The organism is Actinoplanes sp. HUAS TT8 (assembly GCF_051380535.1).
GTDB lineage: Bacteria > Actinomycetota > Actinomycetes > Mycobacteriales > Micromonosporaceae > Actinoplanes.
The window spans coordinates 541,197-555,986 of the sequence record NZ_CP195646.1 but is presented as its reverse complement, the minus strand read 5'-3'; the positions used below and the strand labels follow the sequence as shown (position 1 = coordinate 555,986).

The 14,790-nt window shown below is 67.1% G+C and carries 19 protein-coding genes; 5 read left to right on the top strand and 14 right to left on the bottom strand.

The features are described from left to right. The first annotated feature begins 121 nt into the window (after window positions 1-121). Window positions 122-742: a TetR/AcrR family transcriptional regulator gene (locus tag ACSHV8_RS02395; RefSeq protein WP_436528917.1), complete on the top strand. Its 621-nt coding sequence runs from the start codon at window positions 122-124 to the stop codon at window positions 740-742. Window position 743: 1 nt separating this feature from the next. After that, window positions 744-1,895, top strand: coding sequence for an acyl-CoA dehydrogenase family protein (locus ACSHV8_RS02390; protein WP_436528916.1), 1,152 nt, complete (start codon window positions 744-746; stop codon window positions 1,893-1,895). A 9-nt stretch (window positions 1,896-1,904) separates the two neighbouring features. On the opposite strand, the gene ACSHV8_RS02385 is transcribed toward ACSHV8_RS02390, so the two are convergent. The 5 genes from ACSHV8_RS02385 to ACSHV8_RS02365 form a co-directional block, all read right to left on the bottom strand. Then, entirely contained in the window at window positions 1,905-2,588 is a 684-nt protein-coding gene (locus ACSHV8_RS02385; protein ID WP_436528914.1) for a cupredoxin domain-containing protein, read from the bottom strand. Between the two features lie 92 nt (window positions 2,589-2,680). Then, complete coding sequence (locus tag ACSHV8_RS02380; RefSeq protein WP_436528912.1) at window positions 2,681-3,820, bottom strand: hypothetical protein; 1,140 nt, start codon at window positions 3,818-3,820, stop codon at window positions 2,681-2,683. Continuing rightward, complete coding sequence (locus tag ACSHV8_RS02375) at window positions 3,813-4,115, bottom strand: hypothetical protein (RefSeq protein WP_436528910.1); 303 nt, start codon at window positions 4,113-4,115, stop codon at window positions 3,813-3,815. The genes ACSHV8_RS02380 and ACSHV8_RS02375 overlap by 8 nt, the downstream gene beginning before the upstream one ends. A 58-nt stretch (window positions 4,116-4,173) precedes the next feature. After that, a complete protein-coding gene (locus tag ACSHV8_RS02370) occupies window positions 4,174-5,286 on the bottom strand; it encodes a hypothetical protein (RefSeq protein WP_436528908.1) in 1,113 nt (370 codons plus the stop codon). Window positions 5,287-5,639: 353 nt separating this feature from the next. After that, entirely contained in the window at window positions 5,640-5,912 is a 273-nt protein-coding gene (locus ACSHV8_RS02365) for a helix-turn-helix domain-containing protein (protein WP_436536675.1), read from the bottom strand. A 123-nt stretch (window positions 5,913-6,035) separates the two neighbouring features. Between ACSHV8_RS02365 and ACSHV8_RS02360 the strand changes: the two genes are divergently transcribed. Further along, window positions 6,036-6,173: a hypothetical protein gene (locus ACSHV8_RS02360; RefSeq protein ID WP_436528906.1), complete on the top strand. Its 138-nt coding sequence runs from the start codon at window positions 6,036-6,038 to the stop codon at window positions 6,171-6,173. Between the two features lie 318 nt (window positions 6,174-6,491). Here ACSHV8_RS02360 and ACSHV8_RS02355 read toward each other — a convergent pair whose 3' ends face one another. The 4 genes from ACSHV8_RS02355 to ACSHV8_RS02340 all read right to left on the bottom strand — a co-directional run bounded on the left by ACSHV8_RS02355 (window position 6,492) and on the right by ACSHV8_RS02340 (window position 9,928). Further along, entirely contained in the window at window positions 6,492-7,058 is a 567-nt protein-coding gene (locus tag ACSHV8_RS02355; protein ID WP_436528904.1) for a Uma2 family endonuclease, read from the bottom strand. A gap of 601 nt (window positions 7,059-7,659) precedes the next feature. Beyond that, window positions 7,660-8,316, bottom strand: a complete 657-nt coding sequence (locus ACSHV8_RS02350; RefSeq protein ID WP_436528903.1) for a hypothetical protein — start codon at window positions 8,314-8,316, stop codon at window positions 7,660-7,662. Further along, window positions 8,316-9,689: a hypothetical protein gene (locus ACSHV8_RS02345; protein ID WP_436528901.1), complete on the bottom strand. Its 1,374-nt coding sequence runs from the start codon at window positions 9,687-9,689 to the stop codon at window positions 8,316-8,318. Before ACSHV8_RS02345 ends, ACSHV8_RS02350 begins: the two co-directional genes overlap by 1 nt. Then, entirely contained in the window at window positions 9,638-9,928 is a 291-nt protein-coding gene (locus tag ACSHV8_RS02340; protein WP_436528899.1) for a hypothetical protein, read from the bottom strand. Before ACSHV8_RS02340 ends, ACSHV8_RS02345 begins: the two co-directional genes overlap by 52 nt. Before the next feature lie 635 nt (window positions 9,929-10,563). On the opposite strand from ACSHV8_RS02340, the gene ACSHV8_RS02335 reads away from it, so the two are divergent. Together ACSHV8_RS02335 and ACSHV8_RS02330 are read left to right on the top strand one after the other, a co-directional pair. Further along, the gene (locus tag ACSHV8_RS02335) at window positions 10,564-10,740 is read left to right on the top strand and encodes a hypothetical protein (RefSeq protein ID WP_436528898.1); all 177 of its coding nucleotides are present in this window, start codon (window positions 10,564-10,566) and stop codon (window positions 10,738-10,740) included. A gap of 79 nt (window positions 10,741-10,819) precedes the next feature. Beyond that, window positions 10,820-11,272, top strand: coding sequence for a hypothetical protein (locus ACSHV8_RS02330; protein WP_436528896.1), 453 nt, complete (start codon window positions 10,820-10,822; stop codon window positions 11,270-11,272). Here the strand turns inward: ACSHV8_RS02330 and ACSHV8_RS02325 are convergent. The 5 genes from ACSHV8_RS02325 to ACSHV8_RS02305 form a co-directional block, all read right to left on the bottom strand. Continuing rightward, on the bottom strand, window positions 11,208-11,906 hold the full coding sequence (locus ACSHV8_RS02325; RefSeq protein WP_436528894.1) for a hypothetical protein: 699 nt from the start codon (window positions 11,904-11,906) through the stop codon (window positions 11,208-11,210). The two genes, ACSHV8_RS02330 and ACSHV8_RS02325, sit on opposite strands and share 65 nt — an antisense overlap. A 142-nt stretch (window positions 11,907-12,048) precedes the next feature. Next, window positions 12,049-12,609 (bottom strand): hypothetical protein, encoded by a 561-nt coding sequence (locus ACSHV8_RS02320; protein ID WP_436528892.1) that lies wholly within the window; start codon window positions 12,607-12,609, stop codon window positions 12,049-12,051. Further along, window positions 12,606-13,985 carry a hypothetical protein gene (locus ACSHV8_RS02315; RefSeq protein WP_436528891.1) on the bottom strand — a complete coding sequence of 460 codons (1,380 nt, stop codon included), beginning with the start codon at window positions 13,983-13,985 and terminating at the stop codon, window positions 12,606-12,608. The genes ACSHV8_RS02320 and ACSHV8_RS02315 overlap by 4 nt, the downstream gene beginning before the upstream one ends. Further along, the gene (locus ACSHV8_RS02310; protein WP_436528890.1) at window positions 13,982-14,323 is read right to left on the bottom strand and encodes a hypothetical protein; all 342 of its coding nucleotides are present in this window, start codon (window positions 14,321-14,323) and stop codon (window positions 13,982-13,984) included. Before ACSHV8_RS02310 ends, ACSHV8_RS02315 begins: the two co-directional genes overlap by 4 nt. Then, on the bottom strand, window positions 14,313-14,711 hold the full coding sequence (locus tag ACSHV8_RS02305; RefSeq protein ID WP_436528888.1) for a YbaB/EbfC family nucleoid-associated protein: 399 nt from the start codon (window positions 14,709-14,711) through the stop codon (window positions 14,313-14,315). The genes ACSHV8_RS02310 and ACSHV8_RS02305 overlap by 11 nt, the downstream gene beginning before the upstream one ends. Window positions 14,712-14,790: the final 79 nt, after the last annotated feature.

Genomic DNA, 14,790 nt, shown 5'->3' with positions numbered 1-14,790 from the left:
CGACACCTCCCAAACAGTCTGGCGTGACGGTAAGCCAGTGACGCGCGTCACGACAAGACCGAAAACGGCCAGGAAAATCTGGAGTGGACCGAACTAACCGTCAGGTCGTACGGTAAGTGCCGTGAGGCGCACCCAGGCTCAGCGCAGCGAGTCCACCCGGGCCCGCATCCTCGACGCGACCTTGCAGGCCCTGGTCGAGCGGGGTTACGCGGAGACGACGACCGCCGAGGTGCAGGCGCGCGCCGACGTGCCCCGCGGCACGCTGCTGCACCACTTCCCCACCAAGATCGACCTGCTTGTCGCCTCGGTCCAGCACGTCGCCCGGCGGCGCCTGGACGCGCTGGTCGTCGAGCTGGCCGCGCTGCCCGCAGGCGTCGACGAGCTGGACGCGTTCATCGACGGCGTGTGGCACCACTTCTCGTCCCCGCTGTTCTGGGCCGCGCTCGAACTGTGGAACGCCGCCCGCACCGACCCCGAACTGCGGGCCGCACTGATGCCGGTGGAGAAGGAGATCTTCGGGGTGCTGCACGGGCGGGCGCAGGCGCTGCTCGGGCCCGACCCGCGGGTGGCGACCGTCGTCCAGATGACCTTCGAGATGATGACCGGCCTGGTCATGACCGGCATCGTCAGCGGCGAACTCGGGCGCCGCGAGCTGTTGATCCGCCGGTGGAAACGGGCGGCCGCGATCCTGCTCGGGCGGCGCGACCCGGACACCCTCGTCGAGCGAACGAAGGGAACCTGACATGTACGAGGACCCGTTCGAGACCCCGGAACGGCTGGCGTTGCGGCAGGCGGTGGCCACGTTCGTACGCAAAGAGGTCTTTCCGCACCTGGATGATTGGGAGCGGGCCGGGGAGATCCCGCGTGACCTGCATGTGAGCTGCGCGAAAGCCGGCCTCTACGGTGTCGGGTTCCCGGAGGAGGCCGGCGGGGACGGCGGCGACACGGTCGACACGGTGGTCGCGACGGAGGCGTTTCTGGAGGCCGGCGGCTCGTCCGGCGCGCACGCGGCCCTGTTCACGCACGGCATCGCCCTCCCCCACATGATCGCCTCGGGTGACGCCGGCCTGATCGACCGGTTCGTCCGCCCGGCCCTGGCCGGCACGCTGATCTGCTCGCTCGGCATCACCGAACCGGACGCCGGCTCGGACGTCGGCTCGCTGCGCACCACCGCGGTCCGCGACGGCGACGAGTACGTGGTCGACGGCACGAAAATGTTCATCACCTCGGGCACCCGGGCCGACTTCGTCACCACCGCCGTCCGCACCGGCGGCCCCGGCGCGGCCGGCATCAGCCTGCTCGTGATCGAGCGCGGGACGCCCGGCTTCACGGTCTCCCGCAAGCTCGACAAGATGGGCTGGCTCTGCTCGGACACCGCCGAACTGTCGTTCGCCGGCTGCCGCGTCCCGGCCGCCAACCTGGTCGGCGCCGAGAACGGCGGCTTCCCGCTGATCGCGCAGACCTTCGTGCCCGAGCGGATCATCGCGGCGGTGCACGCGTACTCGGTGGCGCAACGGTGCCTCGCGCTGACCCTGGAGCAGGTCCGGCTCCGGGAGACGTTCGGGCGTCCGCTGATCAGCCGGCAGGTGGTGCGGCACAAACTGGTGGAGATGCGGCAGCGCATCGAGCTGGCCCGCACGTACACCCGCCGGGTGGCCGCCCGCCACGCCGCCGGCGAATGGGTGGCCGGCGAAGTGTGCCTGGCCAAGAACGCGGCCGTGGACGCCGCCCGCCACGTCGTGGACGAGGCCGTCCAGCTGCACGGCGGGATGGGATATCTGCGCGAGTCGGAAGTGGAACGCCACTACCGCGACGTCCGCATCCTGCCCATCGGCGCCGGGGCCACCGAGGTCATGACCGACCTGGCCGCCAAGATCTTCGAGTACGACCGGTGATCGGACACCTCAGTCGCCGGTGACGACGACGGTGACCTTCGCGGACGGGTGCTGGCGGCTGGCGCAGACGTAGCGGCCGGGCTCGTCGAGGGCCAGGATCTGCGTCTCGCCGGCCTCCAGCCGGGTGTGGTCGCTGTTACTGCCCGGTGTGCAGGTCACGCTCTGCGTGGCGCCCGACTCGTTGACCACGGCGAAGTTCTCGGTCGCGACGACCTTGACCGTCGACGGGGTGAAAACGCCGGCCTTCGTGATGGTGAGCTCCGGCTTCGGGGCGCCGCACCCGCTGTCCCCGGCGACCGTCAGACGCAGCTCGGCGCCACCGGTCCGGACCGCGAAGGTTCCCTCGTCGGGGAACTGGATGACCTGGCGCTCCTGCAGGCCGATGACGCTGGTGACCATCCCGGCGTCCGGCTCCGACCGCAGCGGGTGCGCCGCCTTCGACCGGTTGACCACGGCCAGGAACGCGTCACGCTGGATGGTCAGCTTCGCGGGGCTGAACGCGAGCTCGGAGCCGCTGTCCACGATGAGGACCTTCGTCGCCTTCGTGCAGTCGGCCTTCCGCGAGGCGGCGGGCCGCGTCGTCGTCTGCGGCTGCGGTTGTCCGGCCGCCGAACCGGCCGGGGCCGCGGCCGGGGCACAGCCGGCCAGCGCCACCATCGACAACGCCCATGCCACGTGCCTGACCTTGCGCATCACTGCCACCTTGCCCGCCCTCCCGGCATTTGCCAGGGAGAACGGGCGGCGGCGGTATTCGGATCAATCGGACCGCCGGCCGGCTTGCCGGATCAGTCGAGCTGGGCCCGGTTGAAACGGTCGATCAGGCTCGGTTTGCGGGCGTGCCGCTCCCGCAGCCGGGTCATCTGCTCGGCGAACTCGGAGATCTCGCCCTCCCGTACCGCCAGCGCCTGAAGATCTACAAGCAGAGTCACCGCCGCGTCGTAGTCCTTCGGGCGCTTCGTCGCGATCAACTCGTCCGCCTGGGCCCAGGCCCGGACCGGGTTTCGGGCCAACTTGTCCAGACGCTGCTCGCGGGCCGCGGCGGCCGCTTCCTCACGACGTTGACGCTCGGCCGCCGCACGCTCCCGCTTCTGCTGCTGCCGTGCAGCCCAGCGTTCCTCAGCGGCAGCGAGCAGGTCCCCGGCGGTCCGTCCCGCGCCGGCCGACGGCTCCTCGGCCACACCGTGAAACCGCCGCAGCAACTCCGACCGCAGCAGGCCGGCATCGCCACGCAGCACCCGCAGCAGCACGTCATCCTTGTCCGCCACCGGCAGACCCGCCACCCAGCGACGCAACTCGGAGGCGGAGGGCTCCTTCTCGGCCGGCGGCCGGCTCGCCGTCGCCGCCGCGTCCAGCAGATCAGGATCCAGACGAAGGAAGTCGGCCAGGGCCTGCAACGGCCCGCTCAGCTTCGCCAGTCCGGCGGGAACCGGCGGCTCCGGCTCGCCGTCATCCAGCTCTCGGTTCTGCACACACAGCAGCCAGGCCAGATACAGCAGCCGCCGATCGCCGCCGGCCAGTTCCGCCCGGGCCGGCACGATCGCCGCGAGCCGGCCCTCCTCATCCCACCACTCCTCGTCGCCGTCCTCGTCCTCACTGCGAAGATCCAGGACCACATGCGTACGGGTCGCGGAGGAGACGGCCGAATCCCCGACGCAGAACCTCGACGCCGTCGCCGGGTCCAGGACCGTCCTGGGCAGCCGGAACATGATCCGCCGCGTGCCCCAGTTCGCCAGGTACAGGTGCGCGTCGAAGTAACGCTCCATCCACTTGGCCGGATCGGCCTTCAGATCGCCCCACTGGTAGTCGTTGACGAAACTCGACGACGTGATCCGGCCCCGCGACGACACCGCTCGCAACTCGCTCTGCTGCTTGGCGGTCAACGCCTGATCGAGCGCCACGAACTCGTAGTACTGGTACTCACTCACCGGTCAGCCGCCCACCACCGGTACGCCTCGATCCACTGCGCACCGTCCGGCGCGGGATCCGGCAACGGAAGGTCCAGAATCCCGATCGCCTGCCGCAGCCGGCCACGATCCCCGACGAACGCAGATCCACCTTCCGGACCACCACCGGCACATCGAGAACCTCGGTGCCGAACGGCACCGCCAGATTGTCCTCGATCATGACGAAAAGGCCGCTGAGCTGGTCATGCTCGTCGTCGCAGTCCACGATCGCCTCGGCGACCAGGGCATCGAGGTCGGCTTTACTTCGCGAAGACACCCGCGAAGGATAAAGAACCGCCTCCGACGCCACACCACCGATGACCTCGTTCGGGTGATCAGTCGGTCAGGTATCGAGCGAGGCGTTCGGCGTTGAGTCCCCCCATCGCGTCCTCCACCGCTTCCGGGTCGGAGAGATCGATACCACGGGCCGCCAACTCCGCGGCGATCTGCTTGGCCGGACCCCACGCCGCCGAGTCATCGAACGCCTCCTCGAACGTCGGAAGGAACGTGTCGACCGCCTCGACCACCGGACCGATCCATCCCGGCTCGACCTCGCGATGTTCCAGCGCGTACCGGATCCAGCGCCGCAACACATCCGGCAACGCGGCACGCTGCTCGGCGTCCAGCGCCGCCTTACGCGGCAGCCAGTCGGCCAAAAACAAGCCGACCTGTCCCGGGCTCCAGCACAACGGGCCACTGGTCATGTAGCCGTCGCCGTAGTCCAGGAACAGGTCGGCCAGCGACCGGGCGACCGTGTCGCCGACCGGCGCGAAGCCGTCCAGCAGTCGTTGCCGTTCCTCATCGCCCATCGGCTGCCAGTCACGGAAGTCCGGCAGGTACGACCGGCATCGTGACCAGGCCAGCGCCCGCAAGTCGAGAAAGTCCCCGTCATCGTGACGGGGCCAGGTCATGTCCGTCGTCCGCAACGCATCCGCCAGCTCCGCCAGCGCAACCTCGACCGGGCACTCGACGGCCGGCATCGGCACCTCATCGGGCTCACGCAACCGATCCCAGGTCTCCGCAGCCCCCAGCTGCAGCACCGCCAGCTTGTCGACCAGCACACCGCCGGCGAGCGAGATCTGCGCCATCAGCGTGTGCGGCGTCTGCCCGGCGAACTCGACGAACAGCACATGCTCGCTGTCCCAGACATCCACCGCCCGCCACGCCCGAACCGGCTCGAAGGCGGGGACAGCGAACCACTGAGGCACCGGCTCACTCTCCGCCAAGATCTCCAGCGTGCCGTCCAGCAACGACCACTCGCCAGGCGCGGCAACCCGGCGCAGCGCGGCCACCGCGGCCAGCCCGTGCGGCGACGGCCGAGTCGACGCCCGGCCAACGACCTCCAGGTGGAAGACCTTCTCCGACTCACGCTGGCCGAGCCCGGCATCCGACCAGGCCGCGCCGAGCCACCCGCTGGCCCACCGCTCGACCTCGAGCACACTGTCCACGGAAACGATCGTCACCGCGTCACGCATCAACCGGTCCGACAACCGCAACTCGCGCACCGGGCGCTGCGGGCGTTTCGGCTTACCTCGTCCCGTGGGACGGCCACGACTCTTGGGCATGTACCCGTCTACCACATCGGACCCGGCACAACGCCCGAGCGACCCGCGGTTCGCGCAATGCCACCTCAGACCAGCACGTTCCCACAGGTCAGGCGCGGGGCGGGCCGGACGTTGCACCATGTGAACCACGCCACCGTGGTCGTCGGTGATCCGCTGATGGATTATTTAGCCAGGTCACAGGCACGTAGTGGCAAGCGATGAGCAGCCTGGACGCAGTGATTCGAGCACCGGCCGGCTCAAGCGGCCGCACCGCGCGGCTCGAACCCCACTTTGAGACTCACGTCCAGGGCCGCTGCCAGCCGCTCCAGCACCATCAAGGTCGGAACGGTCCCGCCGGCCTCGAACCGGGCGACCGCGGACTGCGTCATTCCCGATTCCTTAGCAAGTTGCGTTTGGCTCCAACCTCGGCGCTCGCGAAGCTCCCGAACGGAGCGCCCGAGCTCGAATGCCAGGCGCGCCGCGTCATACGCCTCAGCGGCACCGGGCTCAGCCAACCGCCGCTCCCGCATCGCGGCCCAACCGCCACTTTCGCTCATGACCTAGCCTTCCTCGTCCACGACTTCGTGCGCCTCGTCGATGCACCGCGCCAGTGCCCGGCGCCCGGCCGATCTCCCGCTCGTCCCGCAGATGCAGTGGTCGAGGTGCTGGCCGACCATGTGCGCCGCGGCACCGACCCGTGGCCGCCGGCCCGGCGTTGGCTCGAATACCGGCGCCCGGCCGACGCGGCCCGAGAACTGCTGACCGCCGCCGACCTCTCGGTGACGGTATAGGACAGGACCGGAGGCCGATCCGTAACCGGAGACCGCCCTCCGCATGGTTCGCGCAGTTCACCTCGCCCTCTACGAACGTCCTGCTCACCGAAGGGGTGGGCCGGACGTTGCACCATACGAACCACCCGACCACCGTCACCGGCGACGCACTGCCGGGACGTTTGACCAGTTCACGCGGCCGTCAAGGGCCAGCGTGAGCACTGATGACGGCCAACTGGCCGCCGACCGAGCGCTCGAAACTCAAGCCGGGCAGAGCCTCAGGCGATCTGCCTGAGTCGCTGCCGTAGTCGCCGACATGGGGCGGATCGCAGACGGACGTCAGTCGCGGTGTCGACGGCGTAGCAATGCCGCCACCTCAAGCTTGAACGGAAACGGCTCGTCGGAGGCAAGCGTCTGACCGGGGCGCACGACCTCGGCAAGGGCGTAGTGACCGTCGACCAGCTTGTGAAGGTGCAGTTCGACGGTGTCCTGCGGCTGCTCGACCCGCAAGTACCATGCGATTCCCGCTGCCGCGTACAGCTGAGGCTTGAGGAGCCGATCCGTTCCGGCGTTGCTCGGTGAGACCACCTCGACGACGAGCTTGGCCTCACCGGCCTCAACCGTGGTACCGATGTCATCGGTATCGGCCACAACGATGTCGGGCTGGAGGATGCGCCCGCCGGCCAGGCGGAGATTGACGTCCTGCAAGACCAGAAGTCCCGCCTGCTCAGCCGCCGTATAGAGCCCCATGGCGAGCAGGAACGCGATGTGCTGGTGCCGTTTGCTCGGCGCGGGACTCCCCCACAGGCTCCCATCGATCAGCTCGATCCGATTCGAGGTCTCACCGAGCGCGAAGTATTCGTCCTCGCTCCATGGCTCCGGGTGCTCCAGCACTGCCACACTCATCGGATCACCTCACCTTCTCGGCAGATTCTGCCCCAAGCGTGCCATGCCGGACCGTGCCCTCGCGAGGGCAACAGGCATCATCAGCCCTACCGGCCATCCGCTACGAGACGGCCTGCCCCGCCCGCAGGAAGGACTCCACCGGCCGTACGGATCGGCAGCCGCGGCGATCAGCTCTCCTACGCTAATGACGCACGATATGCGAACCACCGCCCCGCCATCAGGGCTCGCTGGTTCGCATGCAAGATCAACGTGGGCCGGGCGGGACTCGAACCCGCAACCGACCGCCAGTGCCGGCGTTCGGCAACCCAAGGCACCACCGCACCCACCCTGTTTGGTGGCAAGCCGCGATACGGCGCAGCAGCTATGCCTTGGCCCCTGGCCTCCCCCTGAGCAGGCGGACAGGACCATCGCCGATGCAGCCGGCATTTGCGCCGCAGCTCGCATCCTGCTGCGAGCGGTCATCGCCAGTTCCCCGGGATCTGGCCGGCATCGGCGAAGGTGACCTTGTTGTAAGCGCCGGCGAGGACGCGGGCCTGCGAACACCGGCCACAGGTCGTGTTCAAGGCTGGTGATCGGGTGGATCGGCTACTACTGGAGACCACTATTTGAGTCCGGCGGCGATGGCTTGCATCGAAGCCTTGAATGCCTCGATCGCCTGTTCCTGGTACTGCGGCTTCTTGTCCCCCCTCACGTCCGTCGTGATGAAGTCGTACCGCGCGTCCACCGAGATATTGCTGCCCATGACGGCCTCGAAGCGGAAGTTGTATTGGTATCCGTGAACGCCGTCCTTGCAGGGCTCTACCGCGCACGGCAACTCGTCGGTCAACGGATCCGCTTGATCGAGGGTGAGCACGTTCTCGACCGTCTCGGGTGTGTACTTTCCATACCTGACCTGGAGCATCTCTTGGTCGGTGTATCGGCCGTAGTTGAACTCGGCTCGGCCGAAGACAGGCACCTTGGTGGCCACGTCGTAGTACTTGCCGTCCGGTTCGATGTCGCACATAGGTGTGTTCGTTGCGGACGTCTTGAGGCTGAACTTGGTGTTGTATTTGACGGTCCCGTCGCCTGGCAGCGTCACCGTTTTGTCCAGTGCGTCGCAGACCGCGCTGAGTTCGGCCTCCGTAGCTCGCTGGACACTGGACGCTGCCGGGGACGGCGGCTGAGATGGCGGCGTCGACTCGCCGTTCTCGGGGTCGGCGGGCGAGTTGCAGCCCGCCAGCAGGAGCATGACGACTGCGCCGGTCACCATGAGTCTCATCAGTGGGTCTGCTCCGTCGCGTAGTCGGGCCCGTTCGGGTCGTTGTCACCAGGGGTCGTGTCGTTGACGTACGAGGGCGCACCCGGAACGTGCACCTGCCAGCCGCTGCGGTCGGTGTCCCCGGCCCAGGCCCGGGACTGGGCCGGAGCGGGCGGCTCGTCCCAGTCCCGCATGACGGACTCGAACTCGGCCTTGGCCCGGGTGTCCGTCGCCGAGTAGGCCTGCGCCGCCGCTTTGATCTGCTCGCCCGCGAGGTAGAGGCGGCCGCATGCGGTCTTCAAGTATTCGCTGTACTCCACGACCATGGCTTTGACCTTGGGGTCGGCGCGGCCTTCGGATCCGTCAGCCGTGGCCAGTGAGGCGTCGGCTGCTTGGACCGTGGAGATTTTTGGAATGAGCTGACGCTCGTAGATCTCCGCGCATTCGTAGCACGTGTCGGCGAGCTCCAGGACGGCATCGATCTCGGCGTGGAATGCTTTGCTGTCGGCATGGCCGGTGGCCGTGTTCTCGGTCAGGTCATACAACTCCAGGTTGAAGCTGTTGATCCCGAAGACGGTGTCGCGGAGGCTATCGATGCCGTTGCTGTAGTCGTTCTCCCGGGAGAACAGGTCGTGGGACTGCTCGTCGAGATGGGCCCAGAGCTTAGTGATCACCGCCTCGACATCGTGGGCGTACTCCGTATATTTGATCTGAGGCGCAAAGTTCTGCCCGAGGATGCCAACGAGCTGGACGCTCGCGCCGACAGCTCCGGTGACCGGGTTCCAGCCGCCGATGATGCTGAGTGCCGTGCCCATCCCCTGAAAGGTCTGCCAGACCGGGTTGAGGTCGGTGGTGACCTCTTTGGTCTCGTCGAGGGCCTTGCCGGCATCGCCGAGAATCTTCAATGAGCCGGAGCGCATCTCCTCGATGATGGTGCCCCTGGCGCTGTAGAGCTTGTGGATGCTCGCGGCGATCCTGGCCTGGTTGTACAAGGTTGGGGCGATCGAGGCGAAGAAGCCGCCTTTGAGTTTGTCGGCGGCCAGCCCGGTCCAGCCTACGTACCAGCCGGCGTTCTCGCCGTCCTCGCCGATGAGCTTGGTGACCTTGTTGATCAGGTCGGTGCTGCTCGCGGGGGCGAAGCCGGGGTCGGAGCCGGCGGCGGACTTCAGGCCGAGGGCGCCACCGATCGCAAGGAGCGCCTGCTGCGCACCCTCGATCGCGCGCTGATCATGCGTGTCGAACTGTGGCAGCTTACCGAGGACCGCGCTGCCTTCGGCGTGCGCCCAGTACTCGACGTGCTCCATGATCGTATTCATGCCGCAGGTGATCTCGCTCGGCGCGATCACCTGGTTGCCGTAGCGATCGTTCGTGACCAACACGCCGGAGCCGCCCATTCGACGACCTCGCATGGACCGTAGATCAGGTGGAGCCGGTTGATCGAATCCCAGTAATCCCAGAGGTCCTCCCCATAGGGAGCCTGGTACCGGTGGAACGCGGTCCTGAACGGGCTGTTCTCCCAGCAGGCATTCGCGACCTCTTTGCGCCAGCGTTTCGTCAGGGCTTTGCGGAACGCGTTCACCTCAGCTTCGAGGGCGGCGTAAAACCTGGTGTCATAGATGATGCCATCGGTCACGCCGACCTCCTCGGAAACTCTCGCAACTCATCACCGCTTCATCCCCTGGCACCTGACCACCTCCGAAACACGAAAGGCCGGGGTGTCCGACTCTCAAGGGCTGTCCAAGCCGATGTCAGAAGACGGACCGCGATCGCGATGCGTTGCATCTTCGAATAGGTACACGCCGATGATGAAGCGCAGGTTCAGCGCTCGCCCAGGTTGCCCACGAAGTCGGCACTGACGACGCGGGTCGCAACATCGGAGGGCGGTGGACGGACCTGCGCCCCATCCCCGGGGAGAGGGGGAGTCTTATCAGCTACTGTCCGACGCCGCTGGCATTACCGCGAGGTTGTGCAGTGCGCCCGGTGCAAATCCTGTACGAGTGCTGGAAACCTGCACGGCCTACGCCGCGATCGTCCCGCCGCTCGGCTCACTCGCGCAGCCTCATCAGGTTCCTGAACGCCGACGTCACCGACTGATCAACGGCCGCTACGACGCGGCTAGCGGCCGCTGGCTCGCCGATCATAAGCACGCTGGCTCACCCGTACCAACCTGACCCCCGAGCCTGGGAACACCGCGGCCGTCTCGGGCAACTGATCGCCTCACTCGGGCTGCTGGCCACCCAATCGGTGGAACAGGGCACGTTGCCACAGTTGCGCGCTGCCACCGACCCCGATGTGCGGGGCGGTCAGTTCTTCGGCCCGTCCGGATTCTGGGAGACGCGGGGGCGCGTCACCGAGGCCCGGCTCGGCCGGGAAGCGGCAGATCCGGCTGTCGCCAAGCGGCTCTGGGCGGTGGCCGAGGAACTGACCGGCGTCAGCTACCTCTGAACCCGGCGGTCGCCGGCGTGCCGGGGGAATCGGCAGCGTCTCGACACGCCGTCGGAGGCACCTTGCTGGGTTGCCGCGCATGCCGCTGCCCGCGGATCTCCAGGAACGCCTGAAAGACCCGAGCTTCTGGCGCGCGTGCTTCTTCGAAGATGACGGCATCGGCGACGAAATCGACTGTCGAGGAGTTTCCGGTTGGTGGCGGCTACGCCTATATCCTCGACATCATGATCGACCTGGCCGCCAAGGTCTTCGAGTACGACCGGTGATCGGATATCTGGAGCACGGGGGCCGGCGGTTCCAGGTGATGGCCTATCACGATGCAATACGGCATGACGGCCCCGCGCTGGAGCTGGCCGAGATCGTGGACAGAGAGGTGGGACCAGGCCTGGTGACGGTCCTGTTCTCGCATGATGATCCGAGTGAGGCCGAGGTGCTGCTGACCGACAGCAGCCTGCCGCTCCCCGTCGTCACCGCGTTCCTGAAGGAGGCCGCTCGCGAGCAGGACCGTTTGAGGCGTCGAGCTGACCCTTGATGCGGATTAGTTTCGCCGCGCTCCTGGCGACGAACTCCATGAACCCGGCGCCGTCGGCCGGGGTGACCCCATGCAGTTCGTAGAATCCGAGCAGGTCGCCGACGGCGACCGCGGCGGAGAGTTCACGCGCCGGGTTTGCCGGGCCGGGCAGGCCGTCCAGTCTCATCTGCCCGGTGAGGACGGTGATGACGCCGGCCGAGGCGTCACCGACCGCCGGCAGCGGCATGCTGGTGTAATCCATCTCGACGCTGCCGTACGCCGCGTTCGTGTTGTGCGGGCAGCGGATGGGCCGGTCGGCCCAGTGGCGAACGAACTCCCGAGCCCAGTACGAGCCCGGCGCGGCAACCACCATCTCCAAATGGCGATCACTGCCGGACCGGTATTCCTGAGTGACCGCAGTTGCCTTCCGCCCGGACTTGTCCTCGTCGTTGTCGCACGGCCGCCCATATCCGAACAACCAGGTCTCGTCGGTGTACGGTCCTCCGGACACGGTGTAGCCGGTCGGCAGATCGACCGCGGCGGGCAGGGCTGCTTCGAGCTGATCGACGGTGGTCGCGCCGACCGCTGCGGCCGGCGCCGACATGGCCACGACCAGTGCCGTGACCAGGCCGAACGTCGTGATGATGCGTCGCATGGCTCTTACGGTAGGCCGTGGACGGCCTCGCCCGGACGCAGAGTCAGGAGTTGACCTTCGAGACGGACGACGGCGGCGCAACGTCCGCTCGGACGCCCGCCGGAGAGCGCGATGACCCCGGGCGTGCCGGCAACGTCAATTGCTAGAGGGAATCGATGACGTAGCCGAACTGAGCGATCGATCCGGCCCGGTCTATCTCGTCGAGATCCTCCGGGGCGAAGCTCGGCATCGGTGGATCCTCAGCTCGCCTGCGCCAACCGGCCATGCGAACCGACTTCAGTTCCAGATCGACCGCGCCGTGCTCGGTGTGGAAGCCACCACCTCGTTCGCAGAGCAGCACCAGCGGCTCGAAGGGATCCTCCAAATGTGCGGGGAACTCGGTGCCAGGCGTTGCCCGCAGAGCCGCCCAGCGCAGAATGAACGGAGTCACCTGGGCGATGTTTCGTCCTGCCCCCTTGGCCTCCAACGCCCTCAGCAGATCGTCGAGAACTTCCTGGTCGACGCTGACATCAGGGGAAACACATCGGGCGAGGTCGAAGAACGGCACCGGGGAGTCACAGTCATAGGCCGCGGCCCAGCAGGCCAGGCGGCGGAAGTACTCCTTCAGAAGAGCCGCCTTGGACCACGCCCTGTCGCCATGACGTCCCCAGTCAACGGCAGCCAAACGAGTAGCTGTGGCGCGTACGGATTCCTCAGGTGTCATCGTCTCAATCCTTGCATGGCGGCATCGACGACCTCATCGAGATTCGACAGATCATCAGCCAGGCGAAGTCCAGAGTTGTCCAGGCCGAACAGCCGCCAATGTCCGAGCGGCGCGTCAGGCCGGTATTGATGTGGCGCCAAGTCGTGGGCACCCGGATGGTCACGATGGACGATGCGGTCACCGTCGGCGTCGAAGGCATCAGGATGGGACGATCTGTAGGGAAGACCGGCCTCCATCAGCTTGTTCTCCACGTACTCATGGGCAGCGAGATTTCGAAATTCAGAGATCTTCGCCGGACTCAGCGTTCCTCTGGATGCTCCGTCCCAGAGATCGGCGATGGTTTCATCAGGAGTGAAGTAGCCGCGCTCGACCTGGTTGGGCCCGAGGGGAACGTCATGTTGCTGGACGAACAGGTTCTGCCGCATACCTTCGATGATTCGTGGGTCGATGCCGGTGCTGGCGGCTACGGCAGCCGTGTCCTGCGGGCTGTTGCGAATGCGCCGGTACGCTTCGGCGGCACGTTCGGAGATGCCTTCACCGTCGTCGATAAAGTCAGCGCCGCGGGGAAAGTCGGCCCGAAACTCGCCGGTGGCCGGGACGGTAGGATCGGTACGGGCAAGATCATGACTGTGGGCCTGCGACTTCTCAAAGACGCCAGCCAGTCTGTCGAGCATGGGATGGAGCCTGCGCAGGCTGTTGAGCAGGGCACGGACGAAGTGTTGGATTCTGTGGACCCACTTGGCGACCAGGGTCGCCACTTGACCCGCGACGAGAGGGCTGGCAATGCCGAGGGTGAGCCCCTCTTCCGCGAGCCATTGGGGTAGGCGTGCGGCGAGAGTCCCAATGAATTCGGCGATCAGGTCGCGAACGATGCCGCGGACCAGCGCAACGAGTAGGCCAGCGCCTTCGACTGCGTAAGAGATGCCATGCGCAGCAGTTACCAGGGCTTCCAGCACGTTCAGGTGCGCGTCGGCGTGTGCACGGTAGGCATCACCGGACATGCCAAACCAGTCGGCGACTTCAGTACGCAGCCGATCGATGTACTGCTGGCGGGCTTGTTCGGTCAAGGCGGCGACGTTGGTCCAGGTCGCCGCATGCGCGGCGACCTCGTCAGCGTTGCCGGCAAGCCAGTCCAGGGCTTCCTTGAGGGGTTTGACGTGTTCCATCAGCCAGGCAACGCCCCAGGAGACCAGGGTGCCGAGCGGGTCGACAGCCAGCGAGAGCATGTCCAGGCCGGCGCCGACCCCGCCAAGGGCCGGGTCGACCCAGCTGTGATTGCGGATGCCGTTGGTGATGTCCGCCGCGTCCTCGATCAGTCCGAGACCGGTGTATCGGGTCGTCGAGTCGGAGCCGTGGACCACCAGCGGATTGGTCACGACGGGCGGTGCCCGGGGCCGTTGCCAGGCAGGCCGGCATGACGAATGCCGTCGGCGGCCGTCGTGTCGATGTCCGTGACGCCCGCAACGGCCGCCCGAAGGTTGAAGGCGGTCTCGCGCAGCGACTCGCCGGTCTCTGTCAGCGCGCCGGCGGCCAAGGCAAAAATCGGGCTCAACAGGCCGGGCAGAAACTGGCACAGCTGCCCGTACGCCTGAGTGTCCATGGTGACCTCACGGACTGCGGTACGGGCCAGCTCGACCGCGTCGGCGACCACATCGGTACTGTCGGCGTGCCGCCGCACATCACCGACGGGAAACTGAAACAGCTCACCAGCCACGGCGGTCACGCCGTTCGTCGGCCGGTCCTCCCGGAAAGCGCGTCGCATAGGAGTGGATCACCGCTTGCCCGGTCTCGGTGCCCAGCCCGACGGTCTGACGTACCTGCTCGGTGACCTGCGCCGACAGCTGTGCCTGCGCATGCCGGATCACCGCCATGATCTCCCGGCTCAGCTCTGCACCAGAGACCCGGAGGGCGCGGTCGTCGATGTCAAGTGATTCCAGTCGGCCTGAAGAGCCGACCTTGACGGCAATGGACCCGTCTCGGCTGCGTGCTACACCGGTGAGTGCGGCCACCCGACGGGACAACTCCACCGTATGGGACGCCTGAGCATCGACTCTGGCTACCCACGACTCCAACCACACTTCGGCCGCATCAGCGTCCCCCATGGAATTCAACTTATGTGTGTCGATGCGATGGGGGCAACCCGCCGCTGGCCCAGGACACAAGACGCATCTACGCGACATG

Excerpts from the sequence above, each read along its gene's own strand:
- ACSHV8_RS02390 (WP_436528916.1), top strand. The coding sequence starts at position 744 with ATGTACGAGGACCCGTTCGAGACCCCGGAACGGCTGGCGTTGCGGCAG.
- ACSHV8_RS02385 (WP_436528914.1), bottom strand. The coding sequence starts at position 2,588 with ATGCGCAAGGTCAGGCACGTGGCATGGGCGTTGTCGATGGTGGCGCTG.
- ACSHV8_RS02365 (WP_436536675.1), bottom strand. The coding sequence starts at position 5,912 with ATGCGGGAGCGGCGGTTGGCTGAGCCCGGTGCCGCTGAGGCGTATGAC.
- ACSHV8_RS02355 (WP_436528904.1), bottom strand. The coding sequence starts at position 7,058 with ATGAGTGTGGCAGTGCTGGAGCACCCGGAGCCATGGAGCGAGGACGAA.
- ACSHV8_RS02350 (WP_436528903.1), bottom strand. The coding sequence starts at position 8,316 with ATGAGACTCATGGTGACCGGCGCAGTCGTCATGCTCCTGCTGGCGGGC.
- ACSHV8_RS02345 (WP_436528901.1), bottom strand. The coding sequence starts at position 9,689 with ATGGGCGGCTCCGGCGTGTTGGTCACGAACGATCGCTACGGCAACCAG.
- ACSHV8_RS02330 (WP_436528896.1), top strand. The coding sequence starts at position 10,820 with ATGCCGCTGCCCGCGGATCTCCAGGAACGCCTGAAAGACCCGAGCTTC.
- ACSHV8_RS02325 (WP_436528894.1), bottom strand. The coding sequence starts at position 11,906 with ATGCGACGCATCATCACGACGTTCGGCCTGGTCACGGCACTGGTCGTG.
- ACSHV8_RS02320 (WP_436528892.1), bottom strand. The coding sequence starts at position 12,609 with ATGACACCTGAGGAATCCGTACGCGCCACAGCTACTCGTTTGGCTGCC.
- ACSHV8_RS02305 (WP_436528888.1), bottom strand. The coding sequence starts at position 14,711 with ATGGGGGACGCTGATGCGGCCGAAGTGTGGTTGGAGTCGTGGGTAGCC.